We start from the raw sequence: 22,989 nt of genomic DNA, 5'->3' as shown, positions 1-22,989 counted from the left end.
CTTTTCCCGTCTGGATTTATCCTGAGCTTGTCGAAGGACTCGCGCTTTTTTTGGGATTTCCGCCTTGCTTTTCCCTTCCCGAAAAAATCTAATAAAGAGCTCCGTTCAAGCTGGGACGCAGGTTTGGACACCAATTTCAATTCCGGTTTCAACTGTTTCAGCGCAGACTTGTCATGCATGATAATTTTGCCCGCGTCAATCCGCAAAAAAAGAAACATTTACAGCCCGGCATTCAATGCATCAGTCGCCTTTCTGATAATTCCGTATGATTTTAAACGGGCTTCATGCTCATAAATATGAGAAGTAATCATCAGTTCATTCACCTGAAATCTTTTCTGAAACTGTGACATCTGGTTTATTATGGTTTCTTCACCGCCAGTAAAGCTATAGTGCAACATTTGCATGACGTGGGCTTTTTCCATAGGATTCCAGATTTCATCCATATCATCCACAGGCGGCGCATACGGTTTTCTGTCATTTCGAATCAAATTGACAAATGCCTGATAAAGTGTTGTAGAGAGTTTTTTCGCTTCCTCATCTGTTTCTGCCGCAATGCCATTGACACAGGCGATGGTATAAGGTTGTGGGAATTCTTTGCTCGGTTGATAATTCTGATGATAAATTTCAAAAGCGGTTTCCATCATCTGAGGCGCAAAGTGTCCGGCAAAGGCATAAGGCAAACCCATCTCTGCCGCCAGCCACGCGCTGTCTGTACTGGATCCCAAAATATAAATGGGAATATCGCAACCTTCACCCGGAATCGCTCTCACCAAACTTGCTGAATTTTCCACCGAAAAATACCTTTGCAACTCCTGAATCTGCTGTGGGAAATGCTGATTAATATTCATCGGATTTCTGCCCAAAGCTCTTGCGGTAATACCGTCAGTTCCCGGTGCTCTTCCCACGCCGAGATCAATTCTGTTTGGGAATAAACTTTCCAGGGTGCCGAATTGCTCTGCAATAACCAGCGAACTGTGATTGGGCAACATAATGCCTCCGGAACCCACTCTGATTTTTGTGGTTCCATTGGCGATAAACCCTATTAAGACAGATGTTGCAGAACTCGCAATGCTTGCCATATTATGATGTTCCGCCAGCCAGAATCTTTTATAATCTAATTTCTCGACGGCTCTTGCTAAATCCAGACTGTCATTGAAAGTGTCGTGAATGGTTTTATTTTGTTTGACTGGTGCTAGATCCAGTACAGAAATTTCAAATTTTTTCATTGCGATAAGATAAGGAATAGAATTAAATTTTTAGCCTGAAAATTATTCAAAGAACCAATCTCTTTAATAGAAAAAAAAAACATTCATTCAGAGTTTGTTTAAAAAGAATTAAACTGCTAAAGACACAAAAGAAAATCTAAAAATAAAATCTCCAAAAGAGCAAAAAAGACAGCTTTTTTAGGACACTTCTCTTTTTTGATCTTTGAAACAATTAAAAAAATATCACTTTTGCGTCTTTTGTGGTTTTTAAAATAAATTTACACAGGCTCTAAAATATTTATTCTGTACGTATCCAAATTTTATGCAAATTTGCGTTTCACTGAAAACGTAAAAATGCGAAGCTTTCTCATTCTGATGATTCTACTTCTGGCTCCGAAAATATTTTCGCAGCAAACCATCGCGTATTCTTCAGTTCCCGTTTACAATTTCCCAAAAATCAAATCATCGGTTACCATGCCGGTGAAAATTCCGCTGTCGGAAATTGGGAATATAATTAATAACTCTTTGCCTGCCCTGATTTTTCAGGATGATTCCTATACCGATAATGACAACGACCAGTTCAAAGTAAAAGTCTGGAAAACGAGACCAATCCGACTGGTTGGCGGAACACAACAGAATCTGCTGATCGAAGTTCCTTTAAAAATATGGGCCGAAAAAGGAATCGGAACCTTGGGGATTTATCATTACCAAAACACCACTTTTGAAACGGTGATGTATTTCAACACCCAACTCACCTTTAATAGTAACTGGAAAATGGCGACCAAAACTTCGCCCATGGGTTTTAAATGGATCACAAAACCAGTTCTTGATTTTGGAAGAATTAAAGTGCCAATCACTTCATTAGTAGAATCGAGTTTGAAAAAACAGCAAGCCGACTTCTGCAAAACCATCGACGAAATGATGCTGGATCAATTAAACTTTCAGCAATATGCCATCATGGCGTGGAATCAATTTTCGGAACCTTTTGAAATTTCGGAAGAATATAATACCTGGTTGAAAATCAGCCCTGTAAGCGTCAATATTACGCCACTTACCTTTCATGGAAACCGTATTGACACCCATATCGGAATTGATGTGTATTCTGAAACTTTTACAGGCACGAAACCGCCTTCTTCACCGTTGATAAGCAGCATTGCCAATTTTAATCCGGTACCGCAACTCCCAAACAATTTTCTGTTACAGACCACCGTTAATATTCCGTTTACGGAAGCAACCGCGATTGCAGAAAAATTATTTTCAGGTAAAGAATTTGATTTTAAAGAAGGAAAATCAAAAGTGAAAATTACTTCCGTTAAAGTTTACGGAGAAAATGACCGAATCATCATCGAAGCACACACAGAAGGAACAATCGAAGGTATTTCCTATATCACCGGAATTCCTGTTTATAATGAATTCAGAAGAAAAATCGTTTTGTCTGACACGAAGTTCAAACTGAAAACGAAAAACATTTTACACAAAACGGCAACACTTTTATTTCAGGGAAAAATCGTGAAAATGATTGAAGAACAATACGGAATCCCGACCGCGGAACTTGAAGATTCTTCCAGAAAAAGCATCGAAGAAACCTTTAATAAAGAATATTACAAAGGGCTGAAGATGAAGGGAAAAGCTGTTAAACTGACACCTTCGAGTATTATCCTAAATCCTTTCGGAATTACCGCAGTGATCGATATACAGGCACAGTTGGAAGTTTCCGTAAAGGGAATGTGATTCATTAAAATTAATTAATTAAATATGGCAAGAGTTTTACAAGTTGTAGAGAGAAATAAAGCAGATAAAGGATACCGCTTTCTCAATTACATTATCGATTTTGGTTTTTCAGTCGTGATGATTTGGATGCTGGCATTCCTGTTCGTCTTTGCACAATACCTTGTCAACGGCACCGAGATGGAAGAAGCGATAGATGATATTACCAATATCAATCCTTTGGTTGACCGCGTGGGAACCCTTTTAGTTTACGGATTGATTATGTTTTTGGTAGAAAAATTCAGTAATGGCAGAAGTTTGGGGAAATTAATCACCGGAACTAAAGTGGTAAAAACCGATGGAAGTGATCTGACGACTGATGATTTGCTCAAAAGAAATTTTGCGCGCGCAGTTCCGTTTGATCAGCTTTCATTTTTAGGAAATAGCGGCTGGCACGACAACTGGTCGAATACGCGGGTGGTTAAAGCTAAAGATTATGACAGGGCCAGAAACATGCAAAATGAGATCGAAAGTCTGGGGATGAAAGAAAATCTTCAATAAAATTTTCTCTGAAAAATAAAAAGTCCTATATTTGCAAACCCAAATGGTTCTTTGGCCGAGTGGTTAGGCAGTGGTCTGCAACACCATCTACAGCGGTTCGAATCCGCTAGGAACCTCTAAAACCCTATTAATCTGCTAGTAAGATTTTTAGGGTTTTTCTTTTTTGGTGTGATTATTGGGAATTATCCGGCCGAAGCTCTACGCTTTTAAACCTCTCATTTCTGAATTTAAAGAAATGGGTGAAAGTAGGGTTTGTAAATAAATCTTCGTGAACCTTTCCGGTGAAATTCCCACTTATCATTTAAACGGAAATACCTACATTTTTAAACAACAGTTTAAAAATTTCAATTTTAAAAAAAATAATTGAAAAATCACAAGCCAGGATTACCGCTCTGCACCAAGGAATTCCACTGATTAGTATTTTTTTCAAAAACTTTAACAATTCATTAACATAAGATTGGTTCTCTTTTTGGCGTTAGCATATAAAGAAAGATTACCCGCTAATCTACTTATCAAACCGTATTAAAATTTATCATTATGAAATCAACTCATTCAATACCCCAAGCAAATAGAAAGAACTTTACTTTAAAAAATATCTTTTTAACAGGAGTAACTGCAGCACTTATGTTGACGGCGTGTAAAAAAGAAAACACGGTAGTTGAAAAATCATTAGATCAACAGAAAATAGAATTCCAACAGAGACAGCTGGAAATTGAGCAACAAAAATTAGCGATTGAAAAAGAGAAAATCGCGTACGAAACTCAAAAGAAAGCCGATAGTATTGCAGAAAGAAAAGCAGCCATCGCGTCACAACCAAAACCGCAGGTGATCAGAGAAACCAAAACGGTTTATGTGAATAACACGCCGAGACAAAGTGCCTCGTCTGGCTCCAATTCAGGAGTTTCACAGGGAACAAATCAAACCGCTCAAAAACAGGGTATGAGCAAAGCCGCTAAAGGAACCATTATCGGTACCGTAGGTGGAGCCGCTGCCGGAGCGATTATCAGTAAGAAAAACCGTGGCCTGGGTGCAGTTATTGGCGGTGTTGTAGGTGGGGCAACCGGTTACACCATCGGTAGAGCAGGCGACAGAAAAGACGGTCGCGTACAGCCGAGAAATTAAAAATTTCAAATTGACAGTATAAAAAGATTGCTTATTTTTAAGCAATCTTTTTTTATGCTGTATATTCTACTGATGGTGATTTTGCTGCTTCCGGCGATGGCGGGTTTAGGAGCATTTTTCAAAAACATTTTCGGAGATTTTTCTGCAGGAATTGCTTTGCAAATTCTTGCAGGTATTTTCTTTACGACCATCACCTGGACAATTCTTGCCTGTTTTATTCCGCTGAATATTTATGTAGAAACAGGAACTTTAGTTATTGGACTCTCTGCTTTTTTCTATTTTAAAATGTATCTGGATTTCTGGAATTTCATCACCCGGAATTTCATTTTATCTTCGGGTATTTCAGCAGTGATTATTTTCTTCGGGTCTTATTATCCGTTTATTTTAGACCACTTCGGTTATTATGTTCCGACCATAAAATGGCTTGCAGAAGTTGGTTTAGTGAAAGGAATCTCAAATCTCGATTTACTTTTAGGACAGAGTTCTTTCTGGCATATTTTCCAGGCTGGATTTTCCAATTTTTCGGATCCTTATTTAAGATTAAATGCATTAGCAATGATTGTTTATCTAATCTACATTTTAGAAAAAAAATCATGGATCCATTTGCTGTTTTTACCTTTTCTGTTTCTTTTTATCCAATCGCCTTCACCGGATTTACCCGCAATCGTTTTCTCATTGATTATTTTAAATGAAGTTTTTAATTCCAATAAAAACGCAGGATTTCTATTCGCAATTTCCGTTTTCGTATTGGCCATAAAACCGACCATGATGTGGCTGCCTATTTTTGTTTTTTTCTATAATTTCTTTATTGTAAGAAACAATTACAGATTCCTTCTCGGTGGGACAGCCATTTTATTTCTTTTCTTTTTTAAAAATATCTGGACTTTCGGATTTCCCGTTTTCCCGGTTCAATTCCTTGACCTTGGATTTTCATGGAAACTTAATGATGAACTTTTGGAAAACTCCTCCAAAGTAGCACTTCTGAAAACCTACGACATGCAATACTCCTACGGCGAAATCCAGCGGTTTTCAAGATTGGATTATGTCAGAAACTGGTTGTTTTTAAATGGAATAAAAAGTAAAATCCATCTTTTATTTGTTTTAAGTTTAACAGCATTTTTTGTTTTTGCAATGATCAGGAAGTCAAAATTAATTTGGATTCTCTTTATTTCTATTTTAATAAAAAGTGCTTTAGTACTATTATTCTCCGCACAATACCGATTTTTCTTTGATCTGTTTTTTGTGATGTTCTTCGTTGTTTTTTATCAGGTTATTCCGAGAAAATTTTCACTCATTTTCTTTACCGGACTATCAATCTTTATTGCCGGATTTCTATCTTTTCCAAATCTGCCTCAAACCTATATTCCCAGTTTCAAACTCGGAAATTTCATGACGGGTTTTAATAAAAATCAATTTATAAAACCTTCTTCTTTTGAATTAAATAAATACAAAACCCATCAAATCGGCAATCTCAAATTCAATGTTGTTGACGGATATTTCTTCAGTTTCGACACTCCAATCCCGACAATTACTCCTCAATTCATTCAGGAAGATTTGGATGCCGGGATTTTCCCTCAACTCAAAGGAAAAACTTTAAAAGAGGGTTTTGTCTGGCGTAAAATTTCAGACGAAGAAAAGATGAAAATTGCTGAAATCCTGAAAGAATATTCAGAAGCAATTCCTGCAAAAGAGGATTAAAATAAAATATAACTGTATAAAAAAATATACTCCCGAACTCTACGAAACTCGAATTCTGCCTCACAAATATGATGAGGTTAGTTCATTAAAAAACATTCGTGAATTTGTGGCAAAAAAATTCACAACTAATAAGTAACTTTGTCTTATGTTCAATTTAGGAAATTTTCTCACGCTCTCTACCTTTGGCGAAAGTCACGGCGCAGCGTACGGCGGCATTCTCACCAATTTTCCCGCCGGCTTACCCATTAATTTAGAAGAAGTTCAACACCAGCTGGACCGTCGGAAACCGGGTCAAAGTTCGATTGTAACCCAACGGAAAGAAAGCGACACGGTAACGTTTCTGTCCGGTATTTTTGATGGAAAAACAACGGGAACTCCCATCGGTTTTATGATTGAAAACGAAAATCAGAAATCAAAAGACTATGATCACATTTCGAAATCTTACCGGCCAAGTCACGCCGATTTCACCTACGACCAAAAATTCGGAATCCGGGATTATCGCGGTGGCGGAAAATCTTCTGCCCGTGAAACCGTCAATTGGGTGGTGGCCGGAAGTATGGCTAAACAGATTCTCCCAAAAAATGTAAAGATCAACGCTTATGTTTCCTCTGTCGGAGACATTTTCTGTGAAAAACCTTATCAGGATTTAGATTTTTCTAAAACCGAATCCAATGACGTTCGCTGCCCTGATACAGAAACTGCAGAAAAAATGATTGCTAAAATCAAGGAAATTAAAAAAGAAGGAAATACCATCGGCGGCACAATTACGTGCGTGATCAAGAATTTACCCATCGGAATCGGTGAACCTGTTTTTGGAAAACTTCAGGCAGAGCTGGCAAAAGCAATGCTCAATATCAATGCCTGCAAAGGATTCGAATACGGAAGTGGATTTTGCGGTGCAAAGATGACCGGCAAAGAACACAACGATTTGTTCAATGAAGATTTCACCACCAAAACCAATCTCTCAGGCGGGATCCAAGGTGGAATTTCCAATGGAATGGACATTTATTTCCGCGTCGCGTTCAAACCTATAGCGACTATTTTACGTCCGCAAGAAAGTTTTGACAGCGATGGAAATCCAATTACCGTAGAAGGAAAAGGAAGACACGACCCTTGTGTTTTACCAAGAGCCGTTCCTATTGTGGAGAATCTGGCAGCATTCGTTTTGGCGGATCTGTTCCTGATCAATAAACTCCGCAAATATGGAGATGGTTAAACTTAAAATAAAGCTCCATTTCTATCCTCATTTAACAACTAATTAAAATCATCTAAGTTATCTGGGTTAATTTACCGTTAAAATTTGTTTAATGTGATTTAGATCACCTTATAATAAAAGTTTAATACTGAAATTTGTATAAATAAAAAAAAGAATGAAAAATTACTGGCAAAACGCCATCACTTTCGATGAGTATCTGAAAATCGCAGAAGAGCGCTTCCACAACAACCCCAACAAAAACGATGAATACCAGGAGTATTATGAGTTAGGTTTACAAAGAACCAACCGCACAGTTAAGACCTATAAAGTTGATGCTGAACACCTTCAGCAATTAGAACCGAAAAACTTTAACGGTAAAATTTTAATTATTTCAGAACCGTGGTGTGGCGACGCAAGCGCTACTGTGCCAGCGGTTTCCAAATTTTTCGAGGCAGCCGGAATCGAGGTGAGAATTTTCTTAAGAGATACCGATCTCTCCCTGATCGACCAATTCCTGACCAACGGAACACAGTCGATTCCCAAAATAATTATCGTGAATGATGATTTTTCTGTAAAAGCAGATTGGGGGCCAAGGCCACAATTCGGAAATGACCTTCTGAAAAAATTCAAAGAAAACCCGGAAACTTATCCAAGAGAAGATTTCTACAATGACCTGCAGATTTATTATGCGAAAAACCGTGGCAAAGATGCAATTGAAGAAATTATATCTTTGCTGTAATATTTAATATAAAAACCACGCATGAAATTTTTGAAGAAAAACGCATTTTTTATTTTGGCTATGGCCTTTTTGGCGGTGCTTTACCTTTTTCCGTCGGTGAAATTAAAACTGAAAGATCTTTTTTTCCCGATTGCAGCGATCGAAAACGCAATCACTTTAAACGATCAAGATTACGACATCCAGCTTAAAGGAATCAATGTTCCTGACACTAATCTTAAGAGTTTGAAGGGCAACAAGCTCATCCTGCTTAATTTCTGGGGAACCTGGTGCCCGCCGTGTCGCGAAGAATGGCCTACCATCGAAAAACTGTATCTGGCCAGAAAAGACAAAATCGATTTCGTGCTGATTGCAATGCAGGACAAAGAGGAGGATGTGATCGCCTTTATGAAGAAAAATAATTATACCGCACCGGTTTATATCGCCGAAAGCCCGATTACCAGTCACGTATTGCCAAAAGTCTTCCCGACCACTTTTCTACTGGATAAAAACGGACGAATTCTTCTGAAAGAAGACGGATCCAAAGACTGGAACTCCAAGTCAACTAATGATTTCATCGATAATGTCACGCAGTAATTTTAACAAAATTTACGAAATGGTGGTATGGATTTTGCGAATTAGATAGCGTTTTAAAAATCAAAATACACAATGAAAGTATCAAAAATTCAGTTGGCCAAAGAAGCATTTAAACATAAAGGATTTATTTCAAAAATTCCTGTAATCATTCGGATGATAAAATCTGCAACTAAAAAAGGAGGTTACAAACCGCATTTCAAAGACGTCATTCTGCCGGGATTGGTGCTGCTTTACCTCATCTCCCCCATCGACATTATCCCAGACTGGATACCGGTTATCGGCGTTTTTGATGATTTGGCTTTGCTTGCGTTTGCTATTCCATTATTGGTGAAAGAAGCTGAGAAGTTCATCGCCTGGGAAGCCGCCCGACAGTCCGACGATTCGATGATTGAGGAAGCCGAAGTCATCGGATAATATTAAAAATTAAATACGTAACCGTTCTTGCAAAAGAACGGTTATTTTTATGAGGAGCAACAAGATTTTCGCTTCTTACAAAACCAGTCCCGCTGTCCGTTACAATCTTTTTTCTCCTTCGTCGAAAAAAGGATTTCCACTTCCATCGGGGCTAAAACTTCAGACAGTTTGTTATTATAAAAACAAAAAAGATGAAAAATCAAAATTATTTTCAGAAATCAGTAAGAGAAGCTTCAACCAAAAGGGAATTATTTTAAAAATTAAGGCATTAAGAATTCATTAAGACCACAGTATGATATCATTAATCATTACAAAAATCTTAATTTACCTTAATACCTTAATGTTATATTTTCCAATTTAATTCATAAAAAAAGCACGTACTTCACGTTTTTTCGCAAATACCACTCCGCAAAATCGGCGGGAGAAAAAACAGTCAAATGCTGCAGATTTTAAATTCAGGATTATAAATTTATTATTCAAAAAAAATCAGGAAATTTGCAGTGTGAAAAAACTCATCTCTATTATCGGCACAACCGGCATCGGCAAAACAAAACTCGCCATCGAAATCGCCAAACATTTCGGGACCGAAATTATTTCCTGTGATTCCCGACAGTTTTTCAAAGAAATGAATATCGGAACTGCGACGCCTTCAAAAGAAGAGTTGGCCGAAGTTCCCCACCATTTTATTGGAAATCTTTCCGTACAGGATTATTATTCCATCGGACAGTTCGAGAAAGACGCCATTCAAAAAACCGGCGAACTTTTTCAGAAACACAATGTCGTTGTTTTGGTTGGCGGAAGCATGATGTACGAAAAAGCCGTCATCGAAGGACTTCACGATTTACCCGAAGCCAACGAAGAAAACCAGCGAAAACTGGAACAGCTATTAGAAGAAGACGGCATCGAAAAACTGCAAAATATCTTACAAAATCTGGATCCAGGCTATTTCGATAAAGTAGATAAAGACAATCCGAGAAGACTTTTCAGGGCAATCGATATTATCTGGCAAACGGGAAAAACGTACACCGAAAATATTTCTGCCCAAATGAACCAACGGGATTTTGAAGTCATCAGAATCGGATTACAGGCACCGCGGGAAGTCATTTATGAGAGAATAAATCAGCGCGTAGATCTGATGGTAGAAAACGGATTATTAAAAGAAGCAGAATCTTTAATTCCTTTTAAAAACAACCTGGCCTTGCAGACCGTTGGCTATTCCGAACTCTTCAACTATTTCGACGGAACCTGGACCTTGGATTTTGCTTTGGAAGAAATCAAGAAAAATTCCCGACGCTTTGCAAAACGCCAACTGACCTGGTATCGGAAAGAAGAAAATATCAACTGGGTGAATTTTGAAAATCCGGTGGAAGAATCCTTATCTATTTTAAATGCGGTGATGCGATAATTTGTTAATTTGAACATTGTTTCTTTCTTTGCCGTAGTTTATCATTATATTTGTATCATCATTTTATCACATTAACTCATCAACAAATCATCATGGCAAATACACCTTCAAATATGCTCGCACTAGGAACCAAAGCACCTTTCTTTGAACTTCCGAATCCTTCCCAAAGCAACGAAATGCAGTCTTTGGAAGATTTAAAAGGCGAGAAAGGAACACTCGTTTTTTTCATGTGTAACCATTGTCCGTTTGTGCTTCACGTGATCGATAAATTAACTGAACTGTACGAAGATTATCAGGAACAGGGAATTGAATTTATCGCTATCAATGCCAACGACGCAGAAAAATATCCAGCTGATTCCCCGGAAAAAATGGTTGAATTTCAGGTGGAAAGAAAATTTGATTTCCCGTATTTATATGATGAAAGTCAAGCGATTGCAAAAGCATACGATGCAGCCTGCACGCCGGATTTTTTCTTTTTTGATGAAAAATTAGATTTAATTTACCGCGGACAGATGGATGATTCCAGACCGGGAAATCAAAAAGAAGTTACCGGTGAAGATTTAATTATCGCTTTTGAAAATCTTCTGGCGGGCGCCCCTCAGGAAGAGATACAGAAACCAAGTATGGGTTGCAATATCAAGTGGAAAGCTTAGAAAGAGCCAAGTAAAAAGAAGAAAGAGCCAAGTATGACATGCATTACTTGGCTCTTTTTACTTTAACCTTTTTACTTTTAGAAATAAGGACTGTAATTTTTCTCAAACCCAATCGTGGTGGGATTTCCGTGGCCGCTGTACACTTTTGTTTCTGCATCAAGAACAAAGAGTTTCGACTTGATATTGCTGATAAGTTGGTCGTGATCGCCTTTGTACAAATCGGTTCGGCCGATACTTCCTTCAAATAAAACATCTCCCGAAATCATGAATTTCTGAGTTTTATTATAAAAAGCAATACTTCCTGGTGAGTGTCCGGGAACATGAATAATTTTAAATTCATCTTTTCCTAAACTGAGAATTTCGTCTTCTTTGACATAAGAAATTTTTCCTTCAAAGGGTTTAAAGAAAAATCCAAACCTGTTTGCGTCCATAGGATTGCGATCCAGAATTTCCTGTTCAATTGGATGCATCAGGACAGGAACCTTGTATTTGTCAAATGCTTTCTGCAAACCCAAAACATGATCGATATGAGCATGCGTTAAAAGAATATGCTGAACTTTCAGTTGATTGTCGGAGATGAATTTTTCTAAAACAGCGGTTTCTTCATCGGAGAAATTTCCGGGATCGATAATGTAAGCATCTTTATTTTCATTAAAAACGACATAGGTATTCTGTGAAAACGGATTAAAAAAAAAGGATTTGATCTGCACCATTGATTTATTTTTTACAAAGTTAAGGGCTAATTTTTTATAAACCACAAAAGTCACAAAAGTTTAATTTAAAGATAGAACATATTGCGTTTTTAAGTTCACATTATAAATTGTTACGTTGCGCTCTTTTGATATTTATTTTTTTAAACCACAAAAGGCGCAAAAGTTTAATTTAAAGATGGAACATATTGCGTTTTTAAGTTCACATTATAAATTGTTACGTTGCGCTCTTTTGATATTTATTTTTTTAAACCACAAAAGGCGCAAAAGTTTAATTTAAAGATGGAACATATTGCGTTTTTAAGTTCACATTATAAATTGTTACGTGCGCTTTTTTGATATTTATTTTTTCAAACCGCAAAAGGCGCAAAAGTTTGATTTTAAAAAGTCTTCAAAAGGTGGCAAAAGTTGTTGCTCACGGGGTGGAAAAGAAAAATTCCAATTAGATTAATTTATTGATAAACTATTTTCTGAAATCCCAGGGAGCTGTTACACTTTTATCTGCCCAAAGGCCTACTCTATTTTTTCTTGCCATATTTTCCAACTGCGCATATTCCCCACTTTTTGAATATTTTTTATAGTGCCAGGCCAAACCTGACTTCACCATTTCTTTGTTGGCGCAGATTTTATCGTTCACGTAAATCTCGGCGATCATACGGCCGCGTCCATCATAGTTTCCTTTTTTTCCTTTGCTGATGAGGGTCACATTTTTCCCGAAACACAATTCTGAAAGTTTCTGTTTTGAAACAGTCCCGAACGCCTGTTTCTTTTCCGGCGCATCGATATGCTCGAGCCGAATGACCATGGGAAGTTGGTAATACAAAACCTCAACCGTATCGCCGTCTTTTACACCGATTACTTTTACTTTTAGAATAAGTTGGTCGGTTTGGGGTGAATATTGAAAAGATGCTGGAATAGTTAAGGTTCCGAAGAAAATAAAGAAGAGAAGGAAGATTGATTTTTGCATTGGAAAGAGGTAATGTTTTTGAGGAAGATAGGAATTTCCGGAAGGTTTGGCAAAATTCGGTAAGAATTTATTGTTTTCAGGAAAAGCTGCGAATGCACAAATTTTCAACGATTGCGTATTTCTTTGAAGATAGAAACATCCCTTCAACCTAGCCGCGATGGGAGCGGCATCCTTTCTTGGCTCGTCCTCAGACGAGATAAGAAAGATACAGCGGACAGCGCGACCGGTGGTCTGGGAAGCGAAGATTTTGATGCTTCTCATTAATCTGTTAAACAAAAAAATCCCGATTCAACTGAATGAACCGGGATTTCTATTTTGAAAAACTTTGGCAAAGTTTGGAACTTTGCCAAAATAGAAAATTTTATGCCTGTACGTTGTTTCCTCCTAATACGAACGGCTCAATTTCTTTGATTTCGCCGAATTGTTGTTCGTAGTTATTGATGTTTTGTTGCAATGCAGCCATTACTCTTTTTGCGTGTAACGGAGCCAAGATTACTCTTGATCTTACATTAGCCTGCTGAACTCCTGGCATCATTTGGATGAAATCTACTACGAATTCTGATGGAGAATGATTTACTAAAGCTAAGTTACAGTAAACGCCAGCCGCAACCATTTCGTTTAACTGAATGTTGATGTTGTTTGGATCTTGGTTTTGATTTTGATTGTTGTCCATTTTTTTTAATATTTTAAATTTTATTTTTAGATGGTAGACTTTTAGATAATAGACTTTTGGATGATAGACTAATAGACGATAGAAACATATTATGATCTATCTGTCTATTATCTATCCATCTATTATCTATCCGTCTTAATTAATGTCTTCGAATTCTTTTTTAGAACCCACGATCACGTTTTGGTAGTCTTTCAGACCGGTACCTGCAGGAATTCTGTGTCCTACAATTACGTTTTCTTTCAGACCGCTCAGGTAATCTACTTTTCCTGAAACTGCCGCTTCGTTCAATACTTTCGTTGTTTCCTGGAAAGAGGCTGCAGACATGAATGATTTGGTTTGTAGCGCCGCTCTTGTAATTCCCTGCAATACCGGTGTTGCGGTTGCTGGAAGTGCGTCACGAACTTCTACTAAAGCCAGATCCTCGCGTCTCAGTTTAGAGTTCTCATCTCTTAATTCTTTGGTGGTAATCATTTGACCTGGTTTGAATTCTTTCGAATCACCGGCTTCCACAACTACTTTAAGACCGAACACGCGGTTGTTTTCTTCTAAGAAATCACCTTTATGTTCCAGTGCACCTTCTAAGAACTGAGTATCTCCACCATCAACAATTGAAACTTTGGTCATCATCTGACGCACAATAATTTCAAAGTGTTTATCATCGATTTTCACCCCTTGCAGACGGTAAACTTCCTGAATTTCATTCACCAAATATTCCTGTACGGCAGTTGGCCCTTTAATTTTCAAGATGTCATCCGGTGTGGTAGATCCATTTGATAATGGTGATCCAGCTCTTACGAAGTCATTTTCCTGAACCAAAATCTGGTTGGATAATTTCACTAAATATTTAGTGATTTCACCGGTTTTTGCTTCTACGATCAACTCACGGTTACCTCTTTTGATTTTACCGTAAGATACCACTCCGTCGATTTCCGTAACTACCGCAGGGTTTGAAGGATTTCTCGCTTCGAACAATTCGGTAACTCTCGGTAGACCCCCTGTAATATCTCCTGATTTAGCAGATTTTCTTGGAATCTTGATCATTACTTTACCGGCCTTAATTTTCTCACCATCGTTGACCATGATGTGTGCTCCTACCGGTAAGTTGTATGCTTTTTGCTCAACTCCTTTAGAATCCACAACTTTCAGGGTTGGTACGGCTTTCTTGTTTCTGGATTCAGAAATTACTTTCTCTTCGAAACCGGTCTGCTCATCAATCTCCAGTGAGAATGAAATACCCTGAATAATATCTTCATATTCGATCTTACCTGCAGATTCAGCGATGATTACCGCATTATACGGATCCCACTTACAGATTAAGTCTCCTTTTAGTACTTTATCTCCCGGTTTCACCGCCAATTCAGATCCATAAGGAATATTGGCAACCATCAACGGCGTTCTTGCAGCATTGTCTGCTACCAAACGGAATTCTGTTGAACGGGAAACTACGATTTCTGCTTTTTTACCGGCTTCGTTTTCAGAAGTAACGGTTCTAATTTCGTCCATTTCCACGATACCATCACGTCTTGCAACGATAGAAGGGTTTTCTGAGATATTTCCTGCAGTTCCCCCTTGGTGGAAGGTTCTCAATGTTAACTGAGTTCCTGGCTCACCGATGGATTGTGCTGCGATAACTCCTACCGCTTCACCCATGTGAATAGGTTTACCTGTTGCTAAGTTACGACCGTAACATGCTGCACAGATTCCTTTTTTCGCTTCACAAGTTAATGGAGAACGAACTTCTACACTGTCAATTCCCGCTGCTTCGATTTTTTTCGCGTAAGCTTCATTGATCAGTTGATCAGCTTCTACGACGATTTCATCGGTTTCCGGATCATAAACGTTGTGTAAAGAAACTCTACCTAAAACTCTTTCAGAAATACGTTCAACGATTTCGTCATTTTTCTTAAGTGGAGTAATTTCTGTTCCTCTTAAAGTTCCACAGTCGTTTTCAGTAATGATTACATCTTGTGCAACGTCTACCAATCTTCTGGTCAAATAACCAGCATCGGCAGTTTTCAGTGCGGTATCCGCAAGACCTTTACGGGCACCGTGAGTAGAGATAAAGTATTCTAAAATTGAAAGACCTTCTTTAAAGTTGGCTACAATCGGGTTTTCAATAATCTCTGCTCCAGATGAACCGGCTTTTTGTGGTTTTGCCATCAATCCCCTCATTCCTGAAAGCTGACGGATCTGCTCTTTGGAACCCCTTGCTCCAGAATCAAGCATCATATAAACAGAGTTGAATCCACCTTGATCGGTTTTCATTCTGCTCATAATCATCTCAGTTAATCCTGCGTTGGTGTTCGTCCAAACATCAATTACCTGGTTATAACGCTCTGTATCGGTAATCAATCCCATGTTATAGTTAGCCTTGATTTCATCTACTGTTTCTACAGCCGTTGCAATCATGTCTTTCTTTTCAACAGGAATTACGATATCACCTAAACTAAAGGATAATCCTCCGCGGAATGCGTGGGAATAACCTAAGTCTTTCATATCATCTAAGAAGTCTACGGTGGTAGGGAAATCTGTATCCGCTAAAATTCTACCAATAACATTTCTCAATGATTTCTTGGTTAAAAGTTCGTTAACAAATCCTACCCCTTCAGGAACAATCTGGTTGAATAATACTCTACCGGCAGTTGTTTCTACCAATCGGGTTACCAATTCACCTTCTTCTTTTACAGGAACTCTACATCTTACTTTTGCATTCAGGGAAACTTTTCCTTCTGCATAAGCAATTTCTACTTCTTGTGGAGAATAGAAAGCCAGGCCTTCACCCAGTACTTTCATGTCATCCGTTGAGGATAATTCTTTGGTCATATAATACAGACCCAAAACCATATCCTGAGAAGGTACCGTAATTGGAGAACCGTTTGCAGGGTTCAAGATATTCTGAGAACCTAACATCAGAAGTTGTGCTTCTAAGATTGCCTCAGGACCTAAAGGTAAATGCACCGCCATCTGGTCACCATCAAAATCCGCATTAAATGCAGTGGTACACAATGGGTGAAGCTGGATTGCTTTTCCTTCGATCATTTTCGGCTGGAATGCCTGGATACCCAATCTGTGAAGAGTAGGCGCTCTGTTCAAAAGAACCGGGTGACCTTTGATGATTCCTTCCAGGATGTCATAAACAACTGGCTCTTTTCTATCAATGATTCTTTTCGCCGATTTTACGGTTTTTACAATTCCTCTTTCAATCAGTTTTCTGATGATGAACGGTTTGTACAATTCCGCTGCCATATCTTTTGGAATACCGCATTCGTGAAGTTTCAGGTTTGGTCCAACGACGATTACGGAACGGGCAGAATAATCCACACGTTTTCCCAGTAAGTTTTGACGGAAACGACCCTGTTTACCTTTCAATGAATCAGAAAGTGATTTCAATGGTCTGTTGGATTCCGATTTTACTGCAGAAGATTTTCTGGTGTTATCGAATAATGAATCTACAGATTCCTGCAACATTCTTTTTTCGTTTCTCAAGATTACTTCCGGAGCTTTAATTTCCAAAAGTCTTTTTAAACGGTTATTTCTAATGATTACTCTTCTGTAAAGGTCATTTAAATCCGAAGTCGCAAAACGACCACCATCCAATGGAACCAAAGGTCTCAATTCTGGTGGAATTACAGGAAGCACTCTCATAATCATCCATTCCGGACGGTTAACCATTCTGGTATTTGCTCCTCTGATCGCTTCTACAACGTTCAGTCTTTTTAATGCTTCTGTTCTTCTTTGTTTTGAAGATTCGTTGTGCGCTTTGTGACGCAGGTCGAATGATAAGGTATCAAGATCGATTCTGCTCAATAGCTGCTCCACTGCTTCCGCACCCATCTTCGCGATGAATTTGTTTGGATCAGCATCATCAAGATATTGATTGTCCGCAGGAAGAGTTTCCAGAACATCCAGATATTCTTCTTCTGTTAAGAATTCTTTATCATCGAAGTCAGCACCATCGGCTCTTTTAGCCATACCTTGCTGAATGACAACATATCTTTCATAATAGATGATCATGTCTAATTTCTTAGACGGCAATCCTAAAAGATACCCGATTTTATTCGGTAAAGAACGGAAGTACCAGATATGAGCCACAGGAACAACCAGGCCGATATGCCCGATTCTTTCTCTACGTACTTTTTTCTCAGTAACCTCTACACCACAACGGTCACAAACGATTCCTTTGTATCGGATTCTTTTGTATTTCCCACAGGCACATTCGTAATCCTTAACAGGACCGAAGATTTTTTCGCAGAAAAGACCATCTCTTTCCGGCTTGTGCGTACGGTAGTTAATTGTTTCGGGCTTTAAAACTTCACCTCTTGAATCCTGTAAAATAGATTCCGGTGAAGAAAGACCAATTGTAATTTTACTAAAATTACTTGTTTTATTTTTGTTTGACATTTGTTTAAATTTAGATTAAAAGATTGAGAGAGCGGCGAGTAGAGCAATTAAAATCTCTAATCTCACGTCTAAAAGTCTCTATTCTATTCTTCCAGTCTTACATCAAGACCAAGACCTTTCAACTCATGAAGCAATACGTTGAAAGATTCCGGAATACCTGGTTCAGGCATTGCTTCTCCTTTCGCAATCGCTTCGTAAGTTTTTGCTCTACCAATCACATCATCTGACTTCACGGTCAAGATTTCTCTCAGGATATTTGAAGCACCAAATGCCTCCAATGCCCAAACCTCCATCTCTCCGAATCTCTGTCCACCAAACTGCGCTTTACCTCCTAACGGCTGCTGCGTAATCAATGAATAAGGTCCGATTGAACGTGCGTGCATTTTGTCATCTACCATGTGGCCCAGTTTCAACATGTAAATGATCCCAACCGTTGCTGGCTGCGCGAATCTTTCACCTGTTCCACCGTCATATAGATAAGTACTGCCGTATTTTGGTAAACCTGCCTGCTCGGTATATTCTGTAATCTGCTCTAAACTTGCACCGTCGAAAATTGGAGTTGCAAATTTCAACCCTAATTTTTGTCCAGCCCAACCTAGAACGGTTTCGTAAATCTGACCGATGTTCATACGGGAAGGTACACCAAGTGGATTCAATACGATATCTACCGGAGTTCCGTCTTCTAAGAACGGCATGTCTTCTTCACGAACGATTCTTGATACAATCCCTTTGTTACCGTGACGTCCCGCCATTTTATCACCTACGTTCAGTTTACGTTTTTTAGCAACGTATACTTTCGCCAATTTGATGATACCTGCAGGAAGTTCGTCTCCGATTGAGATTGCAAATTTCTCACGGTTTTTAACACCGTTCAGATCGTTGTATTTGATTTTGTAGTTATGAATTAACTGTTTAACCAGTTCATTACGTTCAGCGTCAACAGTCCAGTCAGCACCGCTTACATTTACATAATCTTCAACAGACTGAAGAAGTTTCGTTGTAAACTTCACTCCTTTTCCGATGATTTCTTCAGCCAGGTCGTTATTCACTCCCTGAGAAGTTTTACCGTTTACTAAAGTTCCTAATTTTTCAAGAAGTGTTCCTCTTAATTCGTCGAATTTCGCTTTGTACGTGTTTTCGATTTCTTCAAGTTTCAATTTCTCTTCGGATCTTTTCTTTTTGTCTTTGATATTTCTTGAGAATAATTTCTTGTTAATTACAACTCCTCTTAATGAAGAATCTGCTTTTAACGAAGCATCTTTTACATCTCCGGCTTTGTCACCGAAAATTGCTCTCAATAATTTCTCTTCCGGCGTTGGATCAGATTCCCCTTTTGGCGTAATCTTACCAATCATGATATCACCAGGCTTCACATCAGCACCGATTCTGATCATACCGTTTTCGTCCAAATCTTTGGTTGCTTCTTCTGAAACGTTAGGAATATCTGCGGTCAATTCCTCCATACCTAATTTGGTATCACGAACTTCCAGTGTATATTCATCAACGTGAATTGAAGTAAACCAGTCCTCACGAACTACTTTTTCATTAATTACGATCGCATCCTCAAAGTTGTACCCTTTCCATGGCATAAATGCTACAGTAAGGTTTCTACCGATTGCCAATTCACCGTTTTCAGTTGCATAACCGTCGCAAAGAACCTGACCTTTTTCAACTTTGTCACCTACTCTTACGTTTGGTCTCAAAGTAATCGTCGTACTCTGGTTGGTTTTACGGAATTTGGTTAATTTATAAGTTTTTGTCCCTGAATCGAATGAAACCAAGTTTTGGTCATCCGTTCTATCATATTTAATGGTGATTTTATCAGCATCAACATATTCTACGATTCCAGTTCCTTCAGCATTAATCAAGACTCTGGAGTCACTCGCTACCTGTTTTTCTAAACCTGTACCTACGATTGGTGCTTCCGGTTTCAATAATGGAACTGCCTGACGCATCATATTCGATCCCATCAATGCTCTATTCGCATCATCATGCTCCAGGAAAGGAATCAATGAAGCAGAAATACCGGAAATCTGGTTTGGTGCAACATCAATCAAATCTACCTGCTGCGGCTCCACTACCGGATAATCACCATCCAAACGAGCGATAACTCTGTCTGTAAGGATGGTACCGTCGTCCTTCATTTCGATATTTGCCTGAGCAATTACTCTGTCTTCTTCATCTTCAGCATTTAAATAAATCTGAGTTCCTTTTAAATCAACTTTACCGTTTTCTACTTTTCTATATGGAGTTTCGATGAAACCTAAAGTATTGATTTTTGCATAAATTCCTAAAGAAGAAATCAAACCAATGTTTGGTCCCTCAGGAGTTTCAATCGGACAAATACGACCGTAGTGCGTATGGTGAACGTCACGTACCTCGAAACCTGCTCTCTCTCTTGATAAACCACCAGGTCCCAGGGCAGAAAGTCTACGCTTGTGCGTGATTTCTGATAGCGGGTTGGTTTGGTCCATGAACTGAGACAACTGGTTGGTTCCGAAGAACGAGTTGATCACTGAGGTTAAAGTTTTCGCATTAACCAAATCAATTGGCGTAAAGATTTCGTTATCTCTAACGTTCATACGCTCGCGGATTGTTCTGGCGATTCTCGAAAGACCTACCCCGAACTGTCCTGATAATTGCTCACCAACAGTTTTAATTCTTCTGTTTGACAAGTGGTCAATATCATCAACTTCCGCTTTAGAATTTACCAACTGGATCAAATGTCTTACGATCGCGATGATATCATCTTTGGTTAAAACTTCAGTTTTTTCAGGAATATTTAATCCTAATTTTTTGTTCAGTCGGTATCGGCCAACTTCACCTAATGAATACCGTTGCTCAGAGAAGAATAATTTTTCAATAATTCCACGTGCTGTTTCTTCATCGGGCGGATCTGCATTACGCAACTGACGGTAAATATACTCTACCGCTTCTTTTTCGGAGTTGGTAGGGTCTTTTTGTAAGGTGTTCTGGATGATAGAGAATTCATTAGCATTTTCCTTGTGAATCAAGATTGATTTTACACCGGAATCGATAATCATTTCAACATGTTCTTTTTCAAGAACGGTTTCTCTATCAAGGATGATTTCATTTCTTTCGATAGAAACGACTTCACCGGTATCCTCATCAACGAAATCTTCGAACCAGGTGTTCAAAACTCTCGCTGCAAGAACTCTTCCTTCTACTTTTTTCAAAGCTGCTTTAGAAACTTTCACTTCTTCGGCAAGGTCGAAAATCTGTAAGATGTCTTTATCGGATTCGTATCCGATGGCTCTTAACAAAGTTGTTAACGGTAATTTTTTCTTACGGTCGATATACGCGAACATTACATTATTAATGTCGGTTGTAAATTCCATCCAGGATCCTTTAAAAGGAATAATACGGGAATAGTACAGTTTGGTTCCGTTGGCGTGATACGTTTGACCAAAGAAAACCCCTGGTGAACGGTGTAACTGGGTTACGATAACACGCTCAGCGCCATTAATAATAAATGATCCAGACGGCGTCATATAAGGAACTGGCCCTAAATAAACGTCCTGTACTACGGTTTGGAAATCTTCGTGTTCCGGGTCGGTACAATACAATTTTAGTCTGGCTTTAAGAGGAACCGAATAGGTTAAACCTCTTTCTACACACTCGTCTCTCGAGTATCGGGGTGAATCTACCAAATAATCCAAAAATTCTAAAACGAAATTGTTTCTAGAATCGGTAATTGGGAAGTTCTCTTCAAAGGTTTTGTACAAAGATTCTTTGAGTCTCTGCTCCGGAAGGGTATCCAACTGGAAAAATTCTTTGAAAGATTGGATCTGAATGTCCAAAAAGTCAGGGGTCACAATTTTTCCTTTTGCTTCGGAGAAATTGATTCTTTCATTGGCCTGAGTTTTAGCGACTGCTTTAGATTTACTCATAAAAAAATTAAAGAATGAGGGTTAAAAAATATTTTGTTTTCAAAATATCAGGTCTAAAATCGAAAACGGAAAGATTGGTGATTAGCGACAAATTCAACAAGAAAATGATATAGAAAACTTTGGCGCAGTTATCCGAATAATTCTTATTATAAGTCTCTGATCGATTACCTATCAGTCTTTTATCTAAACCTAACTGCAACATCGGTATATCTTTTCACGACGTAGTGCAAAATATTTTCACTGTAATTTTGGCGGTAACTTTTGTTTGACATAGCTATAAACACGAAATCCCTTTCAATCGATGAAAGAGTTGATATTCAATATTTTAAAGTCAAGTAAACAATTATATGCGCCAAAATTGAGTGCAAAGTTACATATAATATCTGGAATCAACAAATAAAAAAGTCACTCCACGGAGTGACTTAAGCAATTGACTGCTCGTTTTTTAGGGTTTCCAGAAAGTCCATTTTGAGCCATTAAAAACGGCAAGTCTTTTGGCGCCAACCTTATTAACATACACGATCATTCCCGGCGAGGGACTCGGGATATTATTAACATCCGAAACTGTTGGCAAAATCATTGCTTTTGTAGTTGATTCCAAAACCAAGACGCCATCTGCGGAACTTGACTGCGCTCCAATAATCGCTTTGGCGGTGGACGCTTCCGGAGAGCTAGCTATTGTAGGTTGAGCAGTCATGAAATTTACAGGAGTTGTTAAATTAGCATCCTGTCCACTTAAATCCTGCCAGGTAGTTCCGTTATAAAATCTGACTCTTGCTTTTGTCGCATCTGTAGCATCCAACACCATCGCTCCTCCTACAAGAGCCGCACCAGTAGGAAGCACCCTTACATAAGGCAAAATAATCCCTTTATTCTGTCCGGCAGCAAACTCTAATAGTACAGAATTTTTACCGGTGGCAGGGGCAGTTCCAATCGCATCGCCAATAATGACCTGCGCATGGAAAAAACCCAATCCTGTTAACAATATTGTTGTGAATATATTTTTCATTTTCTTTAAATTTTAAATGATTAAACTGAATATTTGAAATTTCATA

The 22,989-nt window shown here is 38.5% G+C and carries 17 protein-coding genes and 1 tRNA gene; 11 read left to right on the top strand and 7 right to left on the bottom strand.

The features are described from left to right. Positions 1-218 precede the first annotated feature (218 nt). Positions 219-1,226: an LLM class flavin-dependent oxidoreductase gene (locus tag QF004_RS12875; protein WP_307426981.1), complete on the bottom strand. Its 1,008-nt coding sequence runs from the start codon at positions 1,224-1,226 to the stop codon at positions 219-221. 333 nt (positions 1,227-1,559) lie between these two features. On the opposite strand from QF004_RS12875, the gene QF004_RS12870 reads away from it, so the two are divergent. The 11 genes from QF004_RS12870 (at position 1,560) to QF004_RS12820 (ending at position 11,272) form a co-directional block, all read left to right on the top strand. After that, on the top strand, positions 1,560-2,936 hold the full coding sequence (locus QF004_RS12870) for a DUF4403 family protein (protein ID WP_307426979.1): 1,377 nt from the start codon (positions 1,560-1,562) through the stop codon (positions 2,934-2,936). A gap of 24 nt (positions 2,937-2,960) precedes the next feature. Continuing rightward, positions 2,961-3,473 (top strand): RDD family protein, encoded by a 513-nt coding sequence (locus QF004_RS12865; protein WP_307426977.1) that lies wholly within the window; start codon positions 2,961-2,963, stop codon positions 3,471-3,473. A gap of 45 nt (positions 3,474-3,518) precedes the next feature. Then, positions 3,519-3,589, top strand: a tRNA-Cys gene (locus QF004_RS12860). 421 nt (positions 3,590-4,010) lie between these two features. After that, positions 4,011-4,595 carry a YMGG-like glycine zipper-containing protein gene (locus QF004_RS12855; RefSeq protein WP_307426974.1) on the top strand — a complete coding sequence of 195 codons (585 nt, stop codon included), beginning with the start codon at positions 4,011-4,013 and terminating at the stop codon, positions 4,593-4,595. Positions 4,596-4,649: 54 nt separating this feature from the next. After that, positions 4,650-6,293: a hypothetical protein gene (locus tag QF004_RS12850; RefSeq protein WP_307426971.1), complete on the top strand. Its 1,644-nt coding sequence runs from the start codon at positions 4,650-4,652 to the stop codon at positions 6,291-6,293. Positions 6,294-6,438: 145 nt separating this feature from the next. Next, positions 6,439-7,509 (top strand): chorismate synthase, encoded by a 1,071-nt coding sequence (gene aroC, locus QF004_RS12845; protein ID WP_307426968.1) that lies wholly within the window; start codon positions 6,439-6,441, stop codon positions 7,507-7,509. A 154-nt stretch (positions 7,510-7,663) separates the two neighbouring features. Then, complete coding sequence (locus tag QF004_RS12840) at positions 7,664-8,227, top strand: thioredoxin family protein (RefSeq protein ID WP_133439748.1); 564 nt, start codon at positions 7,664-7,666, stop codon at positions 8,225-8,227. Positions 8,228-8,248: 21 nt separating this feature from the next. Then, positions 8,249-8,800: a TlpA disulfide reductase family protein gene (locus tag QF004_RS12835; protein ID WP_307426965.1), complete on the top strand. Its 552-nt coding sequence runs from the start codon at positions 8,249-8,251 to the stop codon at positions 8,798-8,800. 72 nt (positions 8,801-8,872) lie between these two features. Further along, a complete protein-coding gene (locus QF004_RS12830) occupies positions 8,873-9,214 on the top strand; it encodes a YkvA family protein (RefSeq protein ID WP_133439746.1) in 342 nt (113 codons plus the stop codon). Between the two features lie 502 nt (positions 9,215-9,716). After that, on the top strand, positions 9,717-10,619 hold the full coding sequence (miaA, locus tag QF004_RS12825) for a tRNA (adenosine(37)-N6)-dimethylallyltransferase MiaA (protein WP_133439745.1): 903 nt from the start codon (positions 9,717-9,719) through the stop codon (positions 10,617-10,619). A gap of 92 nt (positions 10,620-10,711) precedes the next feature. Then, a complete protein-coding gene (locus QF004_RS12820; RefSeq protein WP_307426962.1) occupies positions 10,712-11,272 on the top strand; it encodes a thioredoxin family protein in 561 nt (186 codons plus the stop codon). Between the two features lie 77 nt (positions 11,273-11,349). Here the strand turns inward: QF004_RS12820 and QF004_RS12815 are convergent, their stop codons facing one another. The 6 genes from QF004_RS12815 to QF004_RS12790 form a co-directional block, all read right to left on the bottom strand. Next, positions 11,350-11,985 (bottom strand): MBL fold metallo-hydrolase, encoded by a 636-nt coding sequence (locus QF004_RS12815; protein ID WP_307426958.1) that lies wholly within the window; start codon positions 11,983-11,985, stop codon positions 11,350-11,352. A 460-nt stretch (positions 11,986-12,445) separates the two neighbouring features. Beyond that, positions 12,446-13,210, bottom strand: coding sequence for a thermonuclease family protein (locus QF004_RS12810; protein WP_307426955.1), 765 nt, complete (start codon positions 13,208-13,210; stop codon positions 12,446-12,448). A 100-nt stretch (positions 13,211-13,310) separates the two neighbouring features. Then, a complete protein-coding gene (locus QF004_RS12805) occupies positions 13,311-13,622 on the bottom strand; it encodes a DUF3467 domain-containing protein (protein WP_133439742.1) in 312 nt (103 codons plus the stop codon). A gap of 135 nt (positions 13,623-13,757) precedes the next feature. Beyond that, the gene (gene rpoC / locus QF004_RS12800) at positions 13,758-18,023 is read right to left on the bottom strand and encodes a DNA-directed RNA polymerase subunit beta' (RefSeq protein ID WP_307426952.1); all 4,266 of its coding nucleotides are present in this window, start codon (positions 18,021-18,023) and stop codon (positions 13,758-13,760) included. An 83-nt stretch (positions 18,024-18,106) separates the two neighbouring features. Continuing rightward, a complete protein-coding gene (gene rpoB / locus QF004_RS12795; protein WP_133439740.1) occupies positions 18,107-21,934 on the bottom strand; it encodes a DNA-directed RNA polymerase subunit beta in 3,828 nt (1,275 codons plus the stop codon). A 445-nt stretch (positions 21,935-22,379) separates the two neighbouring features. Beyond that, positions 22,380-22,943, bottom strand: a complete 564-nt coding sequence (locus QF004_RS12790; protein WP_307426946.1) for a hypothetical protein — start codon at positions 22,941-22,943, stop codon at positions 22,380-22,382. Between the last annotated feature and the right edge of the window lie 46 nt (positions 22,944-22,989).

Origin of the sequence: Chryseobacterium sp. MDT2-18, assembly GCF_030815285.1 — a bacterium.
Taxonomy (GTDB): Bacteria; Bacteroidota; Bacteroidia; order Flavobacteriales; family Weeksellaceae; genus Kaistella; species Kaistella salivictor.
Note: the sequence above shows the minus strand (reverse complement) of the source record. Positions and strands in the feature narration are given on the sequence as shown.